The organism is Flavobacterium sp. DSR2-3-3, assembly GCF_049896585.1.
Classification (GTDB): Bacteria; Bacteroidota; Bacteroidia; order Flavobacteriales; family Flavobacteriaceae; genus Flavobacterium.
The window spans coordinates 191255-210864 of the sequence record NZ_JAFCUP010000005.1; the positions used below are offsets into that span (position 1 = coordinate 191255).

Annotated in this window: 14 protein-coding genes; 7 read left to right on the forward strand and 7 right to left on the reverse strand. The window is 36.5% G+C overall.

The window, feature by feature from the left end:
• Positions 1-152: 152 nt before the first annotated feature.
• A complete protein-coding gene (locus ACP7AQ_RS08800; protein ID WP_426095192.1) occupies positions 153-1805 on the forward strand; it encodes an Ig-like domain-containing protein in 1653 nt (550 codons plus the stop codon).
• Positions 1806-1808: 3 nt separating this feature from the next.
• Here ACP7AQ_RS08800 and ACP7AQ_RS08805 read toward each other — a convergent pair whose 3' ends face one another.
• A complete protein-coding gene (locus tag ACP7AQ_RS08805; RefSeq protein ID WP_426095193.1) occupies positions 1809-2579 on the reverse strand; it encodes a nitrilase family protein in 771 nt (256 codons plus the stop codon).
• A gap of 73 nt (positions 2580-2652) precedes the next feature.
• On the opposite strand from ACP7AQ_RS08805, the gene ACP7AQ_RS08810 reads away from it, so the two are divergent.
• On the forward strand, positions 2653-3216 hold the full coding sequence (locus ACP7AQ_RS08810) for a hypothetical protein (RefSeq protein WP_426095194.1): 564 nt from the start codon (positions 2653-2655) through the stop codon (positions 3214-3216).
• A 117-nt stretch (positions 3217-3333) separates the two neighbouring features.
• Here ACP7AQ_RS08810 and ACP7AQ_RS08815 read toward each other — a convergent pair whose 3' ends face one another.
• The 4 genes from ACP7AQ_RS08815 to ACP7AQ_RS08830 form a co-directional block, all read right to left on the reverse strand.
• Positions 3334-4080 carry a succinate dehydrogenase/fumarate reductase iron-sulfur subunit gene (locus ACP7AQ_RS08815; protein WP_426062795.1) on the reverse strand — a complete coding sequence of 249 codons (747 nt, stop codon included), beginning with the start codon at positions 4078-4080 and terminating at the stop codon, positions 3334-3336.
• A gap of 88 nt (positions 4081-4168) precedes the next feature.
• Positions 4169-6169, reverse strand: a complete 2001-nt coding sequence (locus ACP7AQ_RS08820; protein ID WP_426095195.1) for a fumarate reductase/succinate dehydrogenase flavoprotein subunit — start codon at positions 6167-6169, stop codon at positions 4169-4171.
• Between the two features lie 13 nt (positions 6170-6182).
• On the reverse strand, positions 6183-6848 hold the full coding sequence (locus tag ACP7AQ_RS08825) for a succinate dehydrogenase cytochrome b subunit (RefSeq protein ID WP_426095196.1): 666 nt from the start codon (positions 6846-6848) through the stop codon (positions 6183-6185).
• 464 nt (positions 6849-7312) lie between these two features.
• Positions 7313-8794, reverse strand: coding sequence for a helix-turn-helix domain-containing protein (locus tag ACP7AQ_RS08830; protein ID WP_426095197.1), 1482 nt, complete (start codon positions 8792-8794; stop codon positions 7313-7315).
• 160 nt (positions 8795-8954) lie between these two features.
• Here ACP7AQ_RS08830 and aceB point away from each other — a divergent pair, with 160 nt between their 5' ends.
• Positions 8955-10556 carry a malate synthase A gene (gene aceB / locus ACP7AQ_RS08835; protein WP_426095198.1) on the forward strand — a complete coding sequence of 534 codons (1602 nt, stop codon included), beginning with the start codon at positions 8955-8957 and terminating at the stop codon, positions 10554-10556.
• 68 nt (positions 10557-10624) lie between these two features.
• Positions 10625-11905 (forward strand): isocitrate lyase, encoded by a 1281-nt coding sequence (gene aceA, locus ACP7AQ_RS08840; protein WP_426062790.1) that lies wholly within the window; start codon positions 10625-10627, stop codon positions 11903-11905.
• Positions 11906-11978: 73 nt separating this feature from the next.
• Here aceA and ACP7AQ_RS08845 read toward each other — a convergent pair whose 3' ends face one another.
• Positions 11979-14816 (reverse strand): glycosyl hydrolase, encoded by a 2838-nt coding sequence (locus ACP7AQ_RS08845; protein ID WP_426095199.1) that lies wholly within the window; start codon positions 14814-14816, stop codon positions 11979-11981.
• A gap of 215 nt (positions 14817-15031) precedes the next feature.
• Between ACP7AQ_RS08845 and ACP7AQ_RS08850 the strand changes: the two genes are divergently transcribed.
• From ACP7AQ_RS08850 to ACP7AQ_RS08860, 3 genes are all read left to right on the forward strand, one after another.
• Complete coding sequence (locus ACP7AQ_RS08850) at positions 15032-16324, forward strand: aminopeptidase P family protein (RefSeq protein ID WP_426095200.1); 1293 nt, start codon at positions 15032-15034, stop codon at positions 16322-16324.
• Positions 16325-16720: 396 nt separating this feature from the next.
• Entirely contained in the window at positions 16721-17521 is an 801-nt protein-coding gene (locus ACP7AQ_RS08855) for a TIGR00266 family protein (RefSeq protein WP_426095201.1), read from the forward strand.
• A gap of 462 nt (positions 17522-17983) precedes the next feature.
• Positions 17984-18766 (forward strand): alpha/beta fold hydrolase, encoded by a 783-nt coding sequence (locus ACP7AQ_RS08860; RefSeq protein ID WP_426095202.1) that lies wholly within the window; start codon positions 17984-17986, stop codon positions 18764-18766.
• Here ACP7AQ_RS08860 and ACP7AQ_RS08865 read toward each other — a convergent pair.
• Positions 18763-19434: an ATP-binding cassette domain-containing protein gene (locus ACP7AQ_RS08865; RefSeq protein ID WP_426095203.1), complete on the reverse strand. Its 672-nt coding sequence runs from the start codon at positions 19432-19434 to the stop codon at positions 18763-18765. The genes ACP7AQ_RS08860 and ACP7AQ_RS08865 overlap by 4 nt on opposite strands.
• Positions 19435-19610: the final 176 nt, after the last annotated feature.

Consider the following 19610-nt stretch of genomic DNA (forward strand, 5'->3'; position numbering starts at 1 on the left):
AAAATTTGTTTGACGTAAAATTAAACATTAAAAAGAAAAAACAACTGCCCTGATAAAAGATAAGTTGCATTAAATCCCTCATAATAATTCGATAAAAATATTAATCGCACGAATTATAATTGTTATTTTGTAAATTCTAATTTAGAATTGATATGTTAAAAAACAATTTAAAATACGCTCTATTCGTATTGCTTTTTATTGCTGCAGGTTGCGCCAAAAGAGGTTCTATCACTGGCGGATTGAAGGATACCATAGCCCCTGTTTTGAAAATGAGTTTCCCAAAGAACTTCAGTACTAACTTCGAAGGAAATGAAATCAAGTTGGTATTTGATGAAAATATTAAACTGAAAAACCTGAATAAACAGTTGATTATTTCACCACCTATGAAAAATGAGCCGCTAATTTTACCAACAACGGCAAGTAAAACGATTTCGATCACGATAAAAGACACGCTTCAACCTAATACAACGTACAGCTTTAATTTTGGACAAAGTATTGCTGACAACAATGAAGGAAATCCTTTGAATCAATTCCAATATGTATTTTCAACTGGTGACTATATTGACTCTTTGAGCCTTGGCGGATCAGTAAAAAGCGCTTATGATAAAGAAGTCGAACCGTTCGTTTCCGTAATGCTTTACGAGGTGAATGATAGCTTCAAAGACTCTATTATTTATACCCAAAATCCAAGATACGTTACCAACACTTTGGACAGTTTGACAACATTTCGTTTAAACAACTTAAAATCTGGAAAATACCTTCTCGTAGCCATGAAAGACTATAACAGCAACAATAAATACAATCCAAAAACAGACAAAATTGGGTTTAACAAAGGCTTTATTACTATTCCAAATGATACGCTTTACGAATTAGAGTTGTTTAGAGAAACCCTTCCTTTTAAAACTTTAAAACCAAGTCAAGCATCCGGAAACCGATTGCTCATGGGATTTGAAGGCAAAATAAATTCTGCCGCTGCAAGACCAAAAATAATTTTAAAAAACAACAACGATATTCTGTCATCTGTCATTACTAAATTTCCAAAAAAGGATTCCCTTCAAATCTGGTATAAACCTATTAAAGCTGATTCGCTAAATTTGGCTGTCGCCAAAGATCAGTACGCAACCAATTTCACTTTTAAAATAAAAGACCAAAAAAAGGACACGCTGAGTATTTCAGCCATACAAACAAACGATTTGAAATTTCGAGACCGGTTTACTTTAGAAAGCAAAACTCCGTTAATCAATTTCCAAAATTCAAAAATAAATCTGACCAATAATGCAAAAACAGAAGTGCCTTTTACTACTGAATACGATGAATTTAATCAAAAATTGTATTTTGATTTTAAAAAAGAACCATCAGAAAGTTACACTTTTAAAATTTTACCTGGGGCGTTAACTGACTTTTTTGAACAAACAAACGACACTTTAACGTATAAATTAAACACTAAAAGCACTGCTGATTATGGGAATCTTAGCGTGCTGTTGCAAAATGTAAAACAATTCCCCGTCATTGTTGAGCTCACGAATGCAAAAGGGGATGTTTTAGCTACTGAATACACCCAAGAAAACACCACAATAAACTTTAACTTGATTGACCCCGAGCTGTACACCCTGCGAATTATTTATGACACCAATAGAAATAACGAATGGGATTCCGGTAATTACCTTGAAAAACGCCAAGCCGAAGAGGTGTTCTATTTTTCCAAAGAAATTCCTGTTCGGGCAAATTGGGATGTAAACCAGGCATTTGATTTAAGCCTTCCGTACATCCCGGAACCTAAAAAGAAAACCGACAAGAAGAATTAAAAACTATCTGTTTTCTATTTCAAAAAAATCTCTGTCGTTTAAAAAACCTAATTTTAGTCGGGTTTCCAACATTTTTTGCTTATCTAATTCTACCGGAAATAAACCTTCCGTCTCTAATGGAATTTGAATATAATTTCCAAGAAAATCGATTGCTTGTGAATGGCCAATGTATTCATAGCCATTTGCGTCAGTACCGATTCTGTTGACTCCAATCGCATAACTCATGTTTTCTATCGCTCGTGCTTTCAATAAAGCATCCCAAGCATTAGTTCTTATTTTTGGCCAACTCGCCACATAAATCAATACGTCATAGTCCTCTGAATTTCTTGAAAAAGCAGGAAAACGTAAATCATAACAAATCAACGGACAAATTTTCCATCCTAAGTAGTCCACAATTATCTTTTGGTCGCCACTTGTGTAGACTTTGCCTTCGCCAGCCAAAGTAAACAAATGCCTTTTATCATAAAACTGAATTTCTCCGGAAGGAAACACAAATACTAATCTATTGTAAAAATTCCCGTTTTCTTCTATAACTAAACTTCCAGTAATAGCAGAGTTTCTGGCTTTCGCCAAAACTGTCAGCCAAGTTATCGTTTCGCCTTGCATAGATTCAGCGACATGTTCAGGATTCATCGTAAAACCGCTGCTAAACATTTCCGGCAATACAATTAAATCAACTGCTAAAGTGATTTCATTGATTTTTGCCTCGAAATAATTTCGGTTGGCTTTTGGGTTTTCCCAAATTAAAGGAGCTTGAATCAGGATGACTTTCATTTTTTTATTTTTTATAAAAATAAGAAATATCACAACACCATAAGTTCATTATATTAGCAAAAAAAAGAACTTTATGAAAAAGATACTTCTTGTATATGCACTGTTGTGCTCTTTTTTGATTTACGGCCAGGAAAAATCAGGCGCGAAACAATTTTGGGAAAACCTGCAAAAACAATGCGGCAAATCATTTATAGGAGAAGTCAAAGAAGGCGCTGCTGATGATACTTTTCGAGAAAAAAAACTGGTAATGCATGTTCGTAATTGCGACAAAAACACGATTCGGATTCCGTTTTTTGTCGGAGACGACAAATCAAGAACTTGGGTATTGACGTACAAAAATGACCGTATTCAATTGAAACATGACCATCGTCACGAAGATGGTTCAGAAGATAAGGTGACACAATACGGTGGGACAACCACAAATTCCGGATCACCGATGCTTCAGTTTTTTCCGGCAGATCAAGAAACCGGTAATCTAATTCCAAACGCTGCCGCAAATGTCTGGTGGATTACTTTAGACGAAACTTCTTTTACGTACAACCTAAAACGCATTGGATCAGACCGATTGTTTACTGTGAAATTTGATTTGACAAAAACGATAGCATCACCGCCGGCTCCTTGGGGATGGAAAGACTAAAAACTTTAAAACAGACCATTTTTAAATAAAAAAAACGCATTCAATTTTAACATTGAATGCGTTTTAAATTATTATCTAATCTTTCGACCGTAAACTTTGGATATTAAGACCAAGTGATTACCCTTTCAAACTTGCAGATAAATATTCTCTATTCATTCTTGCAATATTTTCAAGAGAAATTCCTTTTGGACATTCCACTTCACAAGCTCCAGTATTGGTACAGTTACCAAATCCTTCTGCATCCATTTGGCTTACCATGTTCAACACACGGTCAGTAGCTTCCACTTTTCCTTGCGGTAATAAGGCAAACTGAGACACTTTCGCAGCAACAAATAACATAGCTGAGGAGTTTTTACAACTCGCCACACAAGCTCCACAACCAATACATGTTGCTGCATCAAAAGCTCTGTCCGCATCATGCTTAGGAATAGGAATTGTATTGGCGTCAATAGTGTTTCCAGATGTGTTCACAGAAATAAAACCACCAGATTGCTGGATTCTGTCAAATGCGCCTCTGTCAACCACTAAATCTTTTATTACTGGGAATGCTTTTGCTCTAAACGGTTCGATAAAAATAGTATCTCCATCTTTAAATTTACGCATGTGCAATTGACACGTTGTAACCAAACGGTCCGGTCCATGCGCTTCACCATTGATGTATAATGAACACATTCCGCAAATTCCTTCGCGACAATCATGGTCAAAAGCAACAGTATCCTCTCCTTTAACGATTAATTCATCATTCAAAATGTCAAGCATTTCAAGAAAAGACATATCTGGTTCAATTCCATCAATTGGATATTCAACTATTTTTCCTTCTGAGGCGGCATTTTTCTGACGCCATATTTTTAATGTGAGTTTCATATTTTAAGTTTGAAAGTCATAAAGCCGAAAGTCGAAAGTCGATTGACATGGAGCCGTTTGACTTTAAGACGTTAGACATTAGACTAAATTATTTATAACTTCTTTGAACTAGTTTAACATTTTCGAACTTCAACTCTTCTTTATGCAATATTGCATCGCTCGGTTTACCTTTGTATTCCCATGCTGCAACATATGCAAAGTTTTCGTCGTCACGTTGTGCTTCTCCTTCCGGTGTTTGATATTCTTCACGGAAGTGACCTCCACAAGATTCATTTCTATGTAGGGCATCTTTGGCAAACAACTCACCTAATTCAAGGAAATCAGCAATACGAAGTGCTTTAGCCAACTCCGGGTTAAAACTGTCCGCTGTTCCAGGAATTTTTACCTCTTTATAAAATTCTTCTCTAATTGCTGCAATTTCACTTTGTGCTTCAGTTAAACCTTCAGCATTACGCGCCATTCCAACTTTATCCCACATGATTTTTCCTAATTTCTTATGGAAATAATCCGCTGGTTTAGAACCTCCGTTATTCATTAAAGCCTCAATCTGGTGCTTAACATTATTCTCCGCTTGTTCAAATTCTGGAGAATCAGTAGAGATTGTACCCATTTTAATATCCGGTGCTAAATAATCTCCAATAGTGTAAGGAAGAACAAAATATCCATCTGCCAAACCTTGCATCAGTGCAGAAGCTCCCAATCTGTTCGCTCCGTGGTCTGAAAAGTTAGATTCTCCAATAGAGAAACAACCAGGGATTGTAGTTTGTAAGTTATAATCAACCCAAGTTCCTCCCATCGTGTAATGCACGGCTGGATAAATCATCATAGGAGTTGAATATGGATTCTCATCCACAATTTTCTCATACATCTGGAACAAGTTACCGTATTTATTAGCCACAACTTCTGTTCCTAATTTAATAACCAATGCGTTATCATTTTCGTCTAAATGCTTTAATCTTGCTTGATCCACTCCGTATCTTTCAATTGCAGCAGCAAAATCAAGATAAACAGCTTCTCCTGTTTTGTTAACACCATAACCAGCATCACATCTTTCTTTAGCCGCACGAGAAGCAATATCTCTAGGTACTAAATTTCCAAAAGCAGGATATCTTCTTTCTAAATAATAATCTCTATCGGCTTCTGCAATTTGGGTTGGTTTCAATTTTCCATCTCTAATCGCTTTTGCATCTTCTAATTTCGCAGGAACCCAAATACGGCCATCATTACGCAAGGATTCTGACATTAGCGTCAATTTTGCCTGATGATCTCCAGAAACCGGAATACAAGTTGGGTGAATTTGCGTGTAACAAGGATTGGCAAAATATGCTCCTCTTTTGTGAATTTTCCAAGCTGCAGTTACGTTACTTCCCATCGCATTAGTTGAAAGAAAAAATACGTTCCCGTAACCTCCGGAAGCAATAACTACGGCGTGAGCAGAGTGTCTTTCGATTTCTCCTGTAACCAAGTTGCGCGCTATAATTCCTCTTGCTTTACCGTTTACGATTACTAAATCCAGCATTTCGTGACGGTTGTGCATTTTTATTTTTCCACGACCTATTTGGCGATTCATTGCTGAATACGCCCCTAATAATAATTGTTGTCCTGTTTGTCCTTTGGCATAAAAAGTTCTAGAAACTAATGTACCTCCAAAAGAACGGTTGTCAAGTAATCCGCCATATTCACGGGCAAAAGGTACACCTTGAGCAACACACTGGTCAATAATATTGGTAGATACCTCAGCAAGACGGTGAACGTTTGCTTCACGAGCGCGATAATCGCCTCCTTTTACAGTATCATAAAACAAACGGAACGTTGAATCTCCATCTCCTTGATAATTTTTTGCAGCGTTAATTCCCCCTTGTGCAGCAATCGAGTGCGCACGACGCGGTGAATCTTGAAAACAAAATGCTTTTACGTTATATCCTAACTCTGCCAACGTTGCAGCAGCCGAACCTCCAGCTAAACCTGTACCAACAACAATAATGTCTAAATTACGTTTGTTAGCAGGGTTTACTAAATTAATATGATCTTTATAATTTGTCCATTTGTCCGAAATTGAACCTTCTGGAATTTTTGAATCTAATGCCATTTATAATTGAATATTAATGATTGAAATAATGAAATAATGCAATGAAAATAAATCCAAAAGGAACTACAATTGCAAAAGCGTAACCTAATGTATGCAACGATTTTGAATATTTATTATTAAAACCTACAGATTGGAACGAAGAATTAAAACCGTGCCACAAGTGTAGCGATAACAAAAGAAACGAAACGCAATAAATTGCCGTTCGAACACCACTTTCAAATTTATGCGTCAACTCAGCATAATATCTGGTTTCGTCAAGCGGATTAACCTCTACATATTTATATACCATTTCAGGAACCCAGAAATCGTAAAAATGTAGTCCCAAGAAAGCTAAAACAACTGCCCCCGAAATAATCATATTTCTGGAAGCCCAAGAAGAGTTAGCCGCCCCGTTATTCTTTGCATAAGAAATTGGTCTTGCACTGTTATTTTTAATTTCCAAAACGATACCCATTATAAAGTGGAAAACTACACCAAGAATAAGAATTGGTTGAAACACAAACTGAACCAATGGATTATTTCCCATAAAATGAGAAATAGAGTTAAAAGTATCAGGACTAAAAACCGAGGTACTGTTTATAAAAAAATGTTGTGCTAAAAATAAAATTAAGAAAAGTCCAGAAAGCGCCATAGCGACTTTTTTTGCTATCGATGACTTTAATAATGCAGATTTTGCCATAGGAATTTGAGTGAATTAATTTAAAAATCATACAAAAATAGAGCAATTAGTGATGAACTACAACCTTTTCGCTATAATTTATAATGATTTTAAAGTGTTAATCCCTACAACTCTACAATTCGCTAACAATCAATACTTAAGACGCTATAAACATGTGGTTTAGTTAAACAAAAGTGAATAATTATGAAATTAAACCAATCTGCGGAATAACAATAATACTTAGAAAATCCTGCTAAATTTATAATATCGATAATTTTGGTCATAATTAAATTTCAAATTCCTAAAAGTTTAATAAACACTATTTTTACAGTCTTAAATAAATTGTCATCAAACTCCTAAATTTTACTTTTTTAAGCAAAAATTTTATGATTAAAATAGGAATTTACACTATTTTTTTTATCCGTTAAACGAAGAAAATTTACAGTTGAACTTTCGCTGCTTTTCTCTTAAAAGATATTATTTACTTAACTGAATTTTGTCATGTATTGCTGCACGATTAAATCCGTATTTTCATGGCGCATTTTTTGCTCCAATTGAATTGGCGGCGAAGCTCTTTCCAAACAATTCTTAACCGCACAGGTTTCACAGGTAACCCCAACAATCTGTTTCTTAAGAGAATCATTTTCGATAAACTTAAATTTTTTCTTCATTCCCGGCGTAATCAATATACCTACCGAAATACTGCGAATACAATCTACCTTAAACGGATCCGGTGTTGCGGACGAAAAAACAAGATATTCATTTTTACTGTTTTCATAACTGGAGATTTGTGCATCAAAAAAGTGGTTTTTATTTTGCTTCAAAGACTCCTCAATTGTGCGTATAGAAACCCATCTTCGACAGTAATGCTCATTCATTTCATTCGCATGCGGTTCCTGCTGATTCGTGATGTGTAATTCTTTCTTTATCTGATAGGTGTCCGTTCCTATTTGATGAGACAGTCGTAGAAAAAAGAGGTTTTTCAGCTGAAAATCTTTTGGTAAAATGTTAGTCAACCTTTGATAAAACGATTCCGGAGAAACATTAAACCCGCTCATCAAAGCAATCATTTCATGTGGTTTCGGATTTGTTTTTGACAGAAATAAATTCAGTTCGTCTATCAGTTTTTGTCTCGGAATAAGCAATGCTCCCGCAAAGTATGAAGCATAAAAATTATTCAGAACTTGGTCAAAATTATCAAATTTAATCCAACTGAACGTATATAACCTATCGGTAATCTCAAGATAATTATAGGCTATTTCTTTGGCTAAAATAAATGCTTTTTGAGGTTCGTCAATATCTAATGAAAGTAACAATGTCTTGCTTTTTGGCACAAAAATCGATCTCAAATCCCCCAATTGTTCTTGTTCCGAAAAAACGAGCTCTTTTATCGTGTAGCCATATTCTTCAATTAATATCGCAGTGAGTTCTTCGATCGAAATTTTGGTGTCAATATTTACATGAAACGCTTTGGAAAACTGCAAAACCTTTTGCTCTAAATCTTCAAAATAATTCGTGTGCGCTTCTTGATACGAGCGCAACGAAGCCAAAAAGAAACTCTCTCTGGTCAAATTATAGTGTTGCGCAATCTCAATAATTGTACTTATGAACGCATTGACTTTTGCAGGAGCGTTCGCAATAATATCAATAAGGTCATTTTCCTGAATCCCAAAAATCTCCAAAGGAATCTCTTTTAAAATGCCCGATTTTAGGATTTCTCCAATGGGCGCCAAATTATTATCCAGTTTTAATGAAACCATATTGTCATAAGAAACATCCAATTTTTCAGACAGCAGAATGATTTTATCCGTTTTGGGATACTTTTTACCTTTTTCAATTTCGTTCAAATACGATTTTGAAAGCTCCGTTATTTTTGCCAACCCAAATAAAGACAGATTCTTATTCGTACGTGCCTGCTTGAGTTTTAATCCAAAAATCAACTTGATATAATCCTTTTCTATATTCATATCTCAAAGATATGCTAAAAAATATTTAAGCCAAAAAAATATTTTTACTTTTTAGCGTACGTTCGCTTGTTTAGTAAAAAACTTTTTGTATCATTGCACTGTTAAACAATCACAAATTATCAACAAACATTCATTATTGTTAAATTAAATACGTTTTAAAATGGATTTTAAAGAAGTATATTCGAAAAATTTGTTAAATTTTTCAGAAGAAACCACCGAGCATTACCCGGAAATCTTAACTGACGAAGCCATGACTTTTTTGTCTCTACTTCATGAAAATTTTAATGAAAAAAGACTCCTGCTTTTAGAGGAACGAAAAAAGCAACAAGTTTTATTTGATCAAGGTGCATTGCCCACTTTTCCTTCTGAAACAAATAGCATTCGAGAAAGTACTTGGGAAGCAGCACAAACACCAGAGGATTTATTAGACCGAAGAGTCGAAATAACCGGACCAGTAGATCGAAAAATGGTGATCAACGCATTGAATTCGGGAGCAAAAACCTTCATGGCTGATTTTGAAGACAGCACTTCACCAACTTGGAGCAATTTAATGACGGGTCAACAAAACCTGAAAGACGCCGTAAATAAAACTATTTCTCTTGAAGATATTATAAAACATAAAAAATACAGCCTGAACGACAAAACTGCCGTACTGCTTGTTCGTCCAAGAGGTTTGCATTTACCGGAGAAAAATATTTTGATTGACGGAGAACAAGCTTCTGGTTCATTAGTTGACTTTGGTTTGTATGCTTTTCATAATCACAAGCAACTTATTGAAGATGGAACGGCACCGTATTTTTATATTCCAAAATTAGAACATTATCTGGAAGCGAGATGGTGGAATGAAGTTTTCGAATTCACGCAAGAATATTTGGGCGTAAAAAACGGAACATTCAAAGCAACAGTTTTAATCGAGACGATAACTGCCAGTTTTCAATTAGACGAAATCATTTTTGAACTGAAAGATCATATCGTAGGTCTTAATTGCGGGCGATGGGATTATATTTTTTCGTACATCAAAAAACTAAGAAAAAACCCGGCTTTCATCGTTCCAAACCGAGATCAAGTGACCATGACTGCACCATTTATGAGTGCGTATTCACAATTAGTTATTCAAAGATGCCACAAACGAAACATTCATGCAATAGGTGGAATGGCCGCTCAAATTCCGATAAAAAATAATGAAGAAGCCAACAAAACAGCTTTCGACAAAGTAATTGCCGACAAGGAACGTGAGGTTAAAAATGGACATGATGGAACTTGGGTCGCGCACCCCGATTTGGTTTCGCTGGCCTTGACCGTATTCGATAAATACATGCCGACCAAAAATCAGATTCATGTAAAAAGAGAAGACGTACACGTTGCCGAAAGCGATTTACTCGAAACTCCAAAAGGAACTATTACCGAAGAAGGCGTTCGAAAAAATATCAGTATTTCGGTTTTATATATCGCTTCATGGCTTAACGGTCAGGGCGCCGCGGCGTTGCACAATTTAATGGAAGATGCCGCTACTGCTGAGATTTCGAGATCACAATTGTGGCAATGGCTTCAAAACGGAGTGGTTTTAGACAATCAAAAAGTGTTAAATGAAAAATATTATCACCGATTAGCCATGGAAGAATTTGAAAAAATCAGAAAGCTAGTTGGATATGAAAATCATGAAAAACAAAAATACAGACTAGCAGAACAATTATTAGACATTCTGGTCGGGAACGACAATTTTATCGAATTTTTGACGATTCCTGGATACAAATACATTTAAAAAATCAATTGCAATAAAATCAATATCAGTAAAAAATTATTAAAGACCATTAAACCTTTATAAATACTATGAAAACTACAGAAACAAGAATTCAAGAATTAGTTACCGACTGGATTACGAACCCAAGATGGAATGGTATTGAGCGACCGTACACCGCTGAAGAAGTGGTGAAATTGCAAGGTTCTTATCAAATAGAACATAGCGTTGCCAGAATTGGAGCTAATAATTTATGGAACAAACTAAACGCTCAGGATTTTGTAGCCGGACTTGGCGCGCTTACCGGAAACCAAGCCATTCAAGAAGTAGAAGCAGGATTGGATGCTATTTATTTGAGCGGATGGCAGGTTGCTGCTGATGCAAATGTAGCTGGTGAAATGTATCCTGACCAATCTTTATATCCTGCTAACAGTGTTCCATTGGTAGTAAAACGTATCAATAATGCACTTTTGAGAGCAGACCAAATACAAGTAGTAAACGGAACTGCTGACAAAAAAGAATATCTGGTTCCTATTGTAGCAGATGCAGAGGCTGGTTTCGGAGGAAACCTGAATGCTTTCGAATTAATGAAAGCGATGATTGAAGCGGGAGCAGCCGGGGTTCACTTTGAAGATCAATTGAGCTCTGCAAAAAAATGCGGACATTTAGGCGGAAAAGTATTGGTTCCTACTCAAGAAGCCATCAATAAATTGATTGCTGCTCGTCTAGCTGCTGACGTAATGGGAACACCAACAATTGTGGTTGCCCGCACAGATGCGGATGCAGCTAACTTATTGACTAGCGATATTGACCCACGAGATGCAAAATTCATCACGGGTGAAAAAACTGGAGAAGGTTTTTTCTATGTAAATTGTGGTGTGGAGCAAGGAATTGACAGAGGATTGAGTTATGCACCTTACGCTGATTTAATTTGGATGGAAACCAGCAACCCGGATCTTGATTACGCAAGAAAATTTGCTGAAGGAATTCACGCAAAATTTCCAGGAAAAATGTTAGCGTATAACTGTTCGCCTTCTTTCAATTGGGCTGCAAAATTATCAGTTGCTGAAATGGAAACATTCAGAGAAGATCTTGCGGCAATGGGATACAAATTCCAATTCATCACTTTAGCTGGATTCCATGCATTAAATACCAGCATGTTCGAATTGTCTAAAGCATATAAAGAAAGAGGAATGGCCGGCTATTCTGAATTGCAGGAGAGAGAATTTGCTTTGCAAAAACACGGTTTCAAAGCTGTAAAACACCAAGGTTTTGTAGGGACATCTTATTTTGACGCGGTACAAAATACTGTGACAATTGGAAAATCTTCTACAACTGCAATGAAAGACTCTACTGAAGCTGCTCAGTTTTAAACAAAGTAACAACCATAAAAAAACACGATTTCAAATGAAATCGTGTTTTTTGTTTTTAAAATAAAATGACTGTTTATTTCGATTCAATAATTTCAAGATCAGTAACCACCTTTTCTTTTCCTTTTTGAATACTTATTTTATTCACTGAAACTGGAAAGTAATAGTTGCCATTTTTGGCTGCTTCCAATTTTAGTTTTTTGTCCTTATTTTTCCAATTTTCAGCGGTTGCCTTCGTTATAGAAAGATCATAAACGTATTTGTTTAATCCTTTTAAAGCTTTCACTTTCTGAGAATAAACGACTTCTTTCAAACTGTTTTCAATTTGCAGCAGCACCTCTGCATCTCCATTCGAATAAAACCAAATCTCCGCTTTTGGCTCCGCAGCTTTAGCCCAAGAACTCCAGCTATTTCCCCATTCTTTTGCTTTTTTTATCTTTTTAAGTTCAAAAATATAAAGATTTTCCGCTACAACTTTATCATTCAATTGTTGCACTTGATCCAAATTGACTTTATACACCGAACGACCGTGAGTTCCTACCACTAAATCTTTTGCTTTCTTTTGAATTACTAGATCGTGAACCGCCACGTTTGGAATTCCGTTAGAAAAATCATCCCAAGATGTTCCTTTGTTTAATGAAACATACAAGCCGTTATCCGTTCCCACATATAAAACATTCTCGTTGACATTGTCCTCCACGATTACATTCACTGGACTTGCAGGCAAATTATTGGCTATATTTTTCCACGTTTGACCAAAATCATCTGACATGTAAACATAACTTGTAAAATCATCATTCCGATATCCGTTTAAAGTCGCATACACTCTTTCTTTCTTATGTGCCGAAGCCACGACTCTCGAAACCCAGCGGTTTTGGGGCAAATTTCCCGAAATCTTGTTCCATGTCGCCCCGCCGTCTTTCGAAACATGAATCAATCCATCGTCACTTCCCGTGTATAATAAACCGAACTGCAATGGGCTTTCACTGATCACAGCGATTGTTCCAAAAGCGACATTTCCTTCTTTTGCTCCTTGCGTCAAATCAGAAGAAATAGCGGTCCAAGTTTCCCCTTGATTCATCGAACGATGCAAGAAATTAGATCCCATGTATAAAATATCCTGATTGTGTGAAGATAATAAAATAGGCGTTTGCCAATTGAATCGAAATGGTTTTTCGTCTTTTTTTGGCTTTGGCGAAATATACTCTCGCTTGTTGCTTGCACGATCAATTCTGTAATAATTTCCAAATTGAAACCCTGTAAAAACAATATTTGGATTTCTTTTGTCGATTTGAGTTTGCATTCCGTCTCCTCCCATCAAATTTTCGTAAGGATATTTTCCGGTTTGGTACCATTCTGAGGAATATTTGTAAGTGCTTGGTCCAACCCAAACCCCGTTATCCTGCATCCCGCCATAAATATTATACGGTTCTTGCTCATCTACATTTACTGAATAAAACTGACTTACTGAGTGCGAATTACTTTTTATCCAGTGCGCTCCATCATCATACGAAATATTCAAACCACCATCATTTCCATTGATTAAATGCCCTGATTTATTCGGGTTCACCCAAACTACGTGATGATCTGAGTGAACATTATTTTCGCTAATGGATGTAAATGTTTTTCCGCCATCATTTGATTTTATAATGGGCACACCCGATAAATAAATTTTATTGACATCATTGGGATCAACAGAAATAACACTGAAATAATACCCGTACGAATAAAAGAAATCATCGATAAAATCCTGATGGGTCTTCGTCCAGCTTTTTCCTCCGTTACTTGATTTGTATATTTCGGCTCCAATAACTTCTGTTTCTGCTAAACTATTTATCGCGGCCAGAACCACTTTTGCTGCTTCGCTAGGTTGCAAATACCCGTTTTGAACCCAATGTTTGATGTTTTCTGCTCTGTATTTTTCGGTTAAACCGTAATTCTTTAAAATAGAATTCAAACTTTTATTTGGCAATTTCAAAAATTCGTCTCCCGGCATCGAAAATGCAACCGGTAACGAATTACTTTTTTTGGATTGTAACGGTCTTTTGAATTGATTATCCAAAATGGCATACACGTTTTCATCATCATACACCGCTAAACCAATACGACCAACGCCTTCACCGACAGGAAATCCGCTTTCAGCATTCGTGAAAAGCTTCCATGTCAATCCCGCATCTTCACTTTTGTAAATTCCCGAAGTAGCGCCGCTTCCTATAAAATCCCATGCCTTTCTGTCTTTACTCCAAGAAGCCGCATATTGAACCTTGAAATTTTTTGGCGAAACAGCCACATCAATAATTCCCGTTTCATCATCGATATAAAGAGTTTTACTCCATGTTTTTCCGCCATTTGTGGTTTTATAAATCCCTCTTTCTTCATTTTTTGAATACAAATGACCCACTGCACCCACAACAACTTCATCTGGCTTTGATGGATTGATCAGGATTCGACTGATATGGTGGCTGTCGTGCAATCCCATATTTAGCCAAGTCTTTCCTTTGTCTTCCGATTTCAAAATTCCAATTCCCGCATAAGAGGATCGAGACGAATTAACTTCGCCAGTTCCTACCCAAATCGTTCCTCGTTTCCAGTCTATCGCAATATCACCCACATTTTGCGTAGGTGCGGCATCCATAACTGGCGAAAAACTCATTCCATTATTATTAGTGTACCAAAGTCCGCCTGAAGCATAGCCCACATAAAACTCGGTTGGACTTTCCGGATTTACATCCACATCCACCACTCTGCCGCTCATCACCGTTGGACCCACATTTTCGAAAGCAACATTTTGAAAAAGAGATTGTTTTTCCATTATTTTTTTGGCTTCCAATGCTTGCTGAATCGCTTCGGCAGAAACTTGTCCCCAAGAGACACTTTGTACAATAAGAGCCGAAAAGAGTACTATTTTTTTCATGTAAATTGATTTGAGTTGGAAAATTAATCATAAAAATAGTTATCTGAAAATTTTATAGTGTAATTAACATCCGTTTCTCTCAAAGTTAGTATTTTTGATTATTCAAGATATTAAACGCTGTGTAATGAAATAAGTAAAGCCAGAAATGGTATCAGAACCAATACTAGCGCTCCAAGAATTACGCTTATCCCATAAAAAACAATAAAAATCAACAAATGAAATACCATCAAATTGACCGAGATTTATTTATAAAAAACAGAGCAAAATTCATGGCTCAGATGAAGCCAAACAGCGTCGCTGTTTTCAATTCTAATGATATATATCCTGTTTCGGCAGATAGTACGTTGCCATTTGCACAACACCGCGACATCTTTTATCTGAGCGGAGTCGATCAGGAAGAAAGCATTTTATTGCTTTTCCCGGATGCGCCTTACGAGCACCAAAGAGAAATAGTGTTCTTGAAAGAAACCAGTGAGCACATTGCCATTTGGGAAGGTGAAAAACTGACTAAAGAGCGTGCTTTTGAAGTAACAGGCATCAGAACTGTGTATTGGTTGCAGGAATTTGAAAAAGTCTTATTTGAGATGATGACGCACGCTGACACGATTTACATTAACACCAACGAGCATTACCGCGCTACAGTAGAAACTGAAACTCGCGAAGCCCGTTTTGTAAAATGGTGGAAAGAGAAATATCCGGCACATGCTAATGCAAAAAGTAATCCTATATTGCAACGTCTTCGCTCCGTAAAAGAGACCGAAGAATTGGATTTAATCCAAAAAGCCTGTACTATTACGGAACTCGGTTTTAGAAGATTATTGCCTTTCGTGAAACCAAACGTGACCGAATACGAAATCGAAGCCGAGCTAATTCACGAATTCATTCGCAACCGTTCCAGAGGTTTTGCCTATACGCCAATTATCGCTTCCGGAAATAATGCCAACGTGTTGCACTACATCGAAAACAACCAACAATGTAAAGCCGGCGATTTAATTTTACTGGATGTTGCTGCTGAATATGCCAATTATTCCAGTGATATGTCGCGCACCATCCCGGTTTCAGGGAAGTACACCCATAGACAAAAAGAAGTATATAACGCTGTTTTACGTGTAAAAAACGAAGCGACTAAAATGCTGACAACAGGCACACTTTGGAAACAATATCATATCGAAGTTGGGAAATTAATGACTAGCGAATTGCTAGGTTTGGGTCTTATTGACAAAGCCGACGTGCAAAACGAAAAGCCGGAATGGCCCGCTTACAAAAAATATTTCATGCACGGAACATCGCACCACATGGGATTGGACACGCACGATTACGGAATCCTAACCGAGCCCATGCAAGCCAATATGGTTTTTACCGTTGAGCCCGGAATTTACATTCCTGCCGAGGGTTTCGGAATCCGTCTGGAGGACAATATTATCGTTCAGGAAAGTGGCGAACCATTCAACATGATGCGCAACATCCCAATTGAGGTAGACGAAATCGAAGAATTAATGAACAGTTAATTCTTTAAAAACGTATGAGGAAATCGGTTTACAGCAATGTGAACCGATTTTTTTTTGGGCGCAACCCAGCCTCCGTAAACTCCGGCTGCGTCGGGCTATTCGCTATAAGTCCTCGTCTTGTCAAAAAAGACGAGACTGTGGGCTTTCCGCTGCTATCCCTTGCGCGCTACAACGATGAAATTTGTAATTCCAAAACAGCAATTCCAAAATCCATCTTAAAGCTGTAACTTTATAATCACCCTTCCGACTTATTTAAAACAGCAACTATTTTTTAAAACATATTCAATATGTAATTTGAACCATTAAGAAGTTAAGAAAAATTAAGCTCTAATTCTTAATGAAACTTAATTCCTTAATGGTAAAAAATTTTAAATATAAACTTAAAACACAGAAATCATGCAAGCACACGAAATAGACTACCACATTTACGGCGAGGAAATGCAATATGTAGAAATAGAATTGGATCCACAGGAAATCGTAATTGCCGAAGCGGGAAGTTTTATGATGATGGATAATAATATCCAAATGGAAACTATTTTTGGAGACGGTTCCGGACAAGAAAGCGGATTGTTCGGCAAACTTTTAAGCGCCGGAAAAAGAGTATTGACCGGCGAAAGTCTTTTCATGACGGCGTTCATCAATCAAAACAGCACCAAAAGCAAAGTTTCCTTTGCCTCACCGTATCCCGGAAAAATTATCCCAATTGACTTAACTCAATTCGGAGGTAAATTCATTTGCCAGAAAGATGCCTTTCTCTGCGCTGCCAAAGGCGTTTCTGTTGGAATTGAATTTTCTAAAAAACTCGGTCGTGGATTGTTTGGTGGCGAAGGTTTCATCATGCAAAAAATAGAAGGCGATGGTCTGGCATTTGTACATACCGGCGGAACATTGGCCAAAAAAGAATTAGCCGCAGGCGAAATCCTAAAAGTCGACACCGGTTGCATCGTAGGTTTCACCAAAGATGTTGATTACGATATTGAGTTTATTGGCGGCATCAAGAACTCTATTTTTGGTGGCGAAGGTTTGTTTTACGCCACATTACGCGGTCCGGGAACCGTTTATGTACAATCCTTGCCTTTCAGCCGACTTGCGGACAGAATCATAGCATCCGCACCAAGAGCTGGCGGAAACAGCCGCGACGAAGGCAGTTTATTAGGCGGATTAGGAAGTTTACTTGATGGAGATAGAAGATTTTAAATTTCACCATTACGTTGATAAACTGCGACTTTAATTAATACCTACAAGGTTCAAAAAACCTTGCAGGAAATACAACAACGGCTTTCAGAAATGGGAGCCTTTTTTTTAACCATATAAGTCATTTAAGCCCGAAAGATGTATTGTCGCAATTATTAAAAGAGTTTTTATCACCGATTTTAAAGTTACTGATAAAATAATCTGTGCTGATCTGTGAAATCTGTGGCAAAGAAATTTAGAGTTTTAATATAATTCAGCATTAAATCTTAGCGAAAACTTATTAGTAAGACTCAAATAACTTAGAAGGTTGAAAAACCCTTTTTCTTTAATTATTCTTTTCAAAGGTTTTTTCAATTTTACTTTTGTACTTTTTAATATAATTGACTACAACAATTCTAAAACTTATATGCCTTACATGGTTTAAAAAAATTAAAGTCCTAATTTTGCAGTCTCTAAAAACTAAAAGTGAAACAAATTCTCTTTAAAAACACCAACATCTCCTATTCCGATACCGGGAAAGGAACCGCTATTGTCTTACTTCATGGTTTCTTGGAAAACAAAGGCATGTGGGATTTTTATATTCCGGAGTTTGCTAAAAAAAACCGCGTCATCACGATTGATTTATTGGGACATGGCGCAACGGAATGTTTGAGTTACGTACAAACGATGGAAGATAATGCCGATGCAGTTCATGCTGTTTTATCGGATTTGCGTATCCGAAAGGCCGTTTTTGTCGGACATTCTATGGGCGGTTATGTCGCTTTGGCTTTCGCCGAATTGTATCCCGACATGATAAAAGGATTGGTTTTATTAAACTCGACCGCACGAGCCGACAGCACCGAACGAAAAACAAATCGGGATCGGGCTATTAAAGCGGTAAAAAAATCTTTTATAAATTTTGTTTCGCTTTCCATCGCAAATTTATTTAGTGAATCTAACAGAGAACGACTTTCATCAGAAATAGAAAGCGTAAAAAAAGAAGCTTTAAAAACACCGTTACAAGGAATCGTTGCGTCTCTTGAAGGAATGAAAATAAGACAAGATCGGGAAGTGTTGTTGCATCTTACACCCTATCCAAAACTATTGATTCTCGGCGAAAAAGATCCTGTTTTAAATTACGAAGAAACCAAAAAGCAAATCGAAAGTACGATTGTCAAATTGGTGACTTTTCCCGACGGACACATGAGCCACATTGAGAACCAAGATCAATTATTGACCGTATTGTTGGCTTTTTTCAAAAGCATTTAAATCATTCCTGATTTCAAATACCCTTTTTCAACCAATTCACTTTTGTCTTTTAAATGGTGTATTTTCCCTTCTTTCATCAACGCTAGTTTTGTGGAGACTTTAATCACATCTTCATAATTATGATCCGTGATAATAATTCCTTTTACACTAGACATTGCAGTGATTAATTCATTTATCTTTTCAATCATTATGGGCGACAAACCATTGTAAGGCTCATCTAATAAAACAAATTTTGACGCGTTATTCAGGATTAATTTAATCTCTAAATACCGTAATTCTCCACCTGACAAATGCTTTATTTTTTTATTTAACATTGATTGGATCATTTCGTCGACATAAAAATCTTGTAATTTATCTTTGGAAATAGACAATTGAATCGTCTTTTTTATCGAAAATGAACTTGGAATAAAATTATCCTGAGGCAAATAACTGATTTGATTTAACAAATCGCTGGTTTTTGATTTCACAACGCCATCCACCCGAATAAATTTAAAATCAGCGGCTACAATTCCGAAAATGATTTTTAACAAGGTCGATTTTCCGGAACCATTTCGTCCTAAAACACCAATAATATCGGTCGTTTCGCATTTTAAATACACATCAGAAACTATGATTTTTCCATCATATTGTTTTTGAACGCTGTCCACTTCTAAAACACTCTTTATCATACGAATTTGAGTATTACATTAATGACTAAAATTAACACCATTGAAAAAACAAAATTCATTAGAAAACCATAAATGAATAGATGTAATTTAGATATGCCGTTGTTGTAATAAAACAGGTATTCATTTTTAGCATTCACTTCTTTTATCAAAATACTGATACAGAAACCATAAATAAT

What these genes read in the sequence shown, in the direction of transcription:
- ACP7AQ_RS08800 (WP_426095192.1), top strand. Translation starts at nt 153, where the DNA reads ATGTTAAAAAACAATTTAAAATACGCTCTATTCGTATTGCTTTTTATT.
- ACP7AQ_RS08805 (WP_426095193.1), bottom strand. Translation starts at nt 2,579, where the DNA reads ATGAAAGTCATCCTGATTCAAGCTCCTTTAATTTGGGAAAACCCAAAA.
- ACP7AQ_RS08810 (WP_426095194.1), top strand. Translation starts at nt 2,653, where the DNA reads ATGAAAAAGATACTTCTTGTATATGCACTGTTGTGCTCTTTTTTGATT.
- ACP7AQ_RS08815 (WP_426062795.1), bottom strand. Translation starts at nt 4,080, where the DNA reads ATGAAACTCACATTAAAAATATGGCGTCAGAAAAATGCCGCCTCAGAA.
- ACP7AQ_RS08820 (WP_426095195.1), bottom strand. Translation starts at nt 6,169, where the DNA reads ATGGCATTAGATTCAAAAATTCCAGAAGGTTCAATTTCGGACAAATGG.
- ACP7AQ_RS08825 (WP_426095196.1), bottom strand. Translation starts at nt 6,848, where the DNA reads ATGGCAAAATCTGCATTATTAAAGTCATCGATAGCAAAAAAAGTCGCT.
- ACP7AQ_RS08830 (WP_426095197.1), bottom strand. Translation starts at nt 8,794, where the DNA reads ATGAATATAGAAAAGGATTATATCAAGTTGATTTTTGGATTAAAACTC.
- aceB (WP_426095198.1), top strand. Translation starts at nt 8,955, where the DNA reads ATGGATTTTAAAGAAGTATATTCGAAAAATTTGTTAAATTTTTCAGAA.
- aceA (WP_426062790.1), top strand. Translation starts at nt 10,625, where the DNA reads ATGAAAACTACAGAAACAAGAATTCAAGAATTAGTTACCGACTGGATT.
- ACP7AQ_RS08845 (WP_426095199.1), bottom strand. Translation starts at nt 14,816, where the DNA reads ATGAAAAAAATAGTACTCTTTTCGGCTCTTATTGTACAAAGTGTCTCT.
- ACP7AQ_RS08850 (WP_426095200.1), top strand. Translation starts at nt 15,032, where the DNA reads ATGAAATACCATCAAATTGACCGAGATTTATTTATAAAAAACAGAGCA.
- ACP7AQ_RS08855 (WP_426095201.1), top strand. Translation starts at nt 16,721, where the DNA reads ATGCAAGCACACGAAATAGACTACCACATTTACGGCGAGGAAATGCAA.
- ACP7AQ_RS08865 (WP_426095203.1), bottom strand. Translation starts at nt 19,434, where the DNA reads ATGATAAAGAGTGTTTTAGAAGTGGACAGCGTTCAAAAACAATATGAT.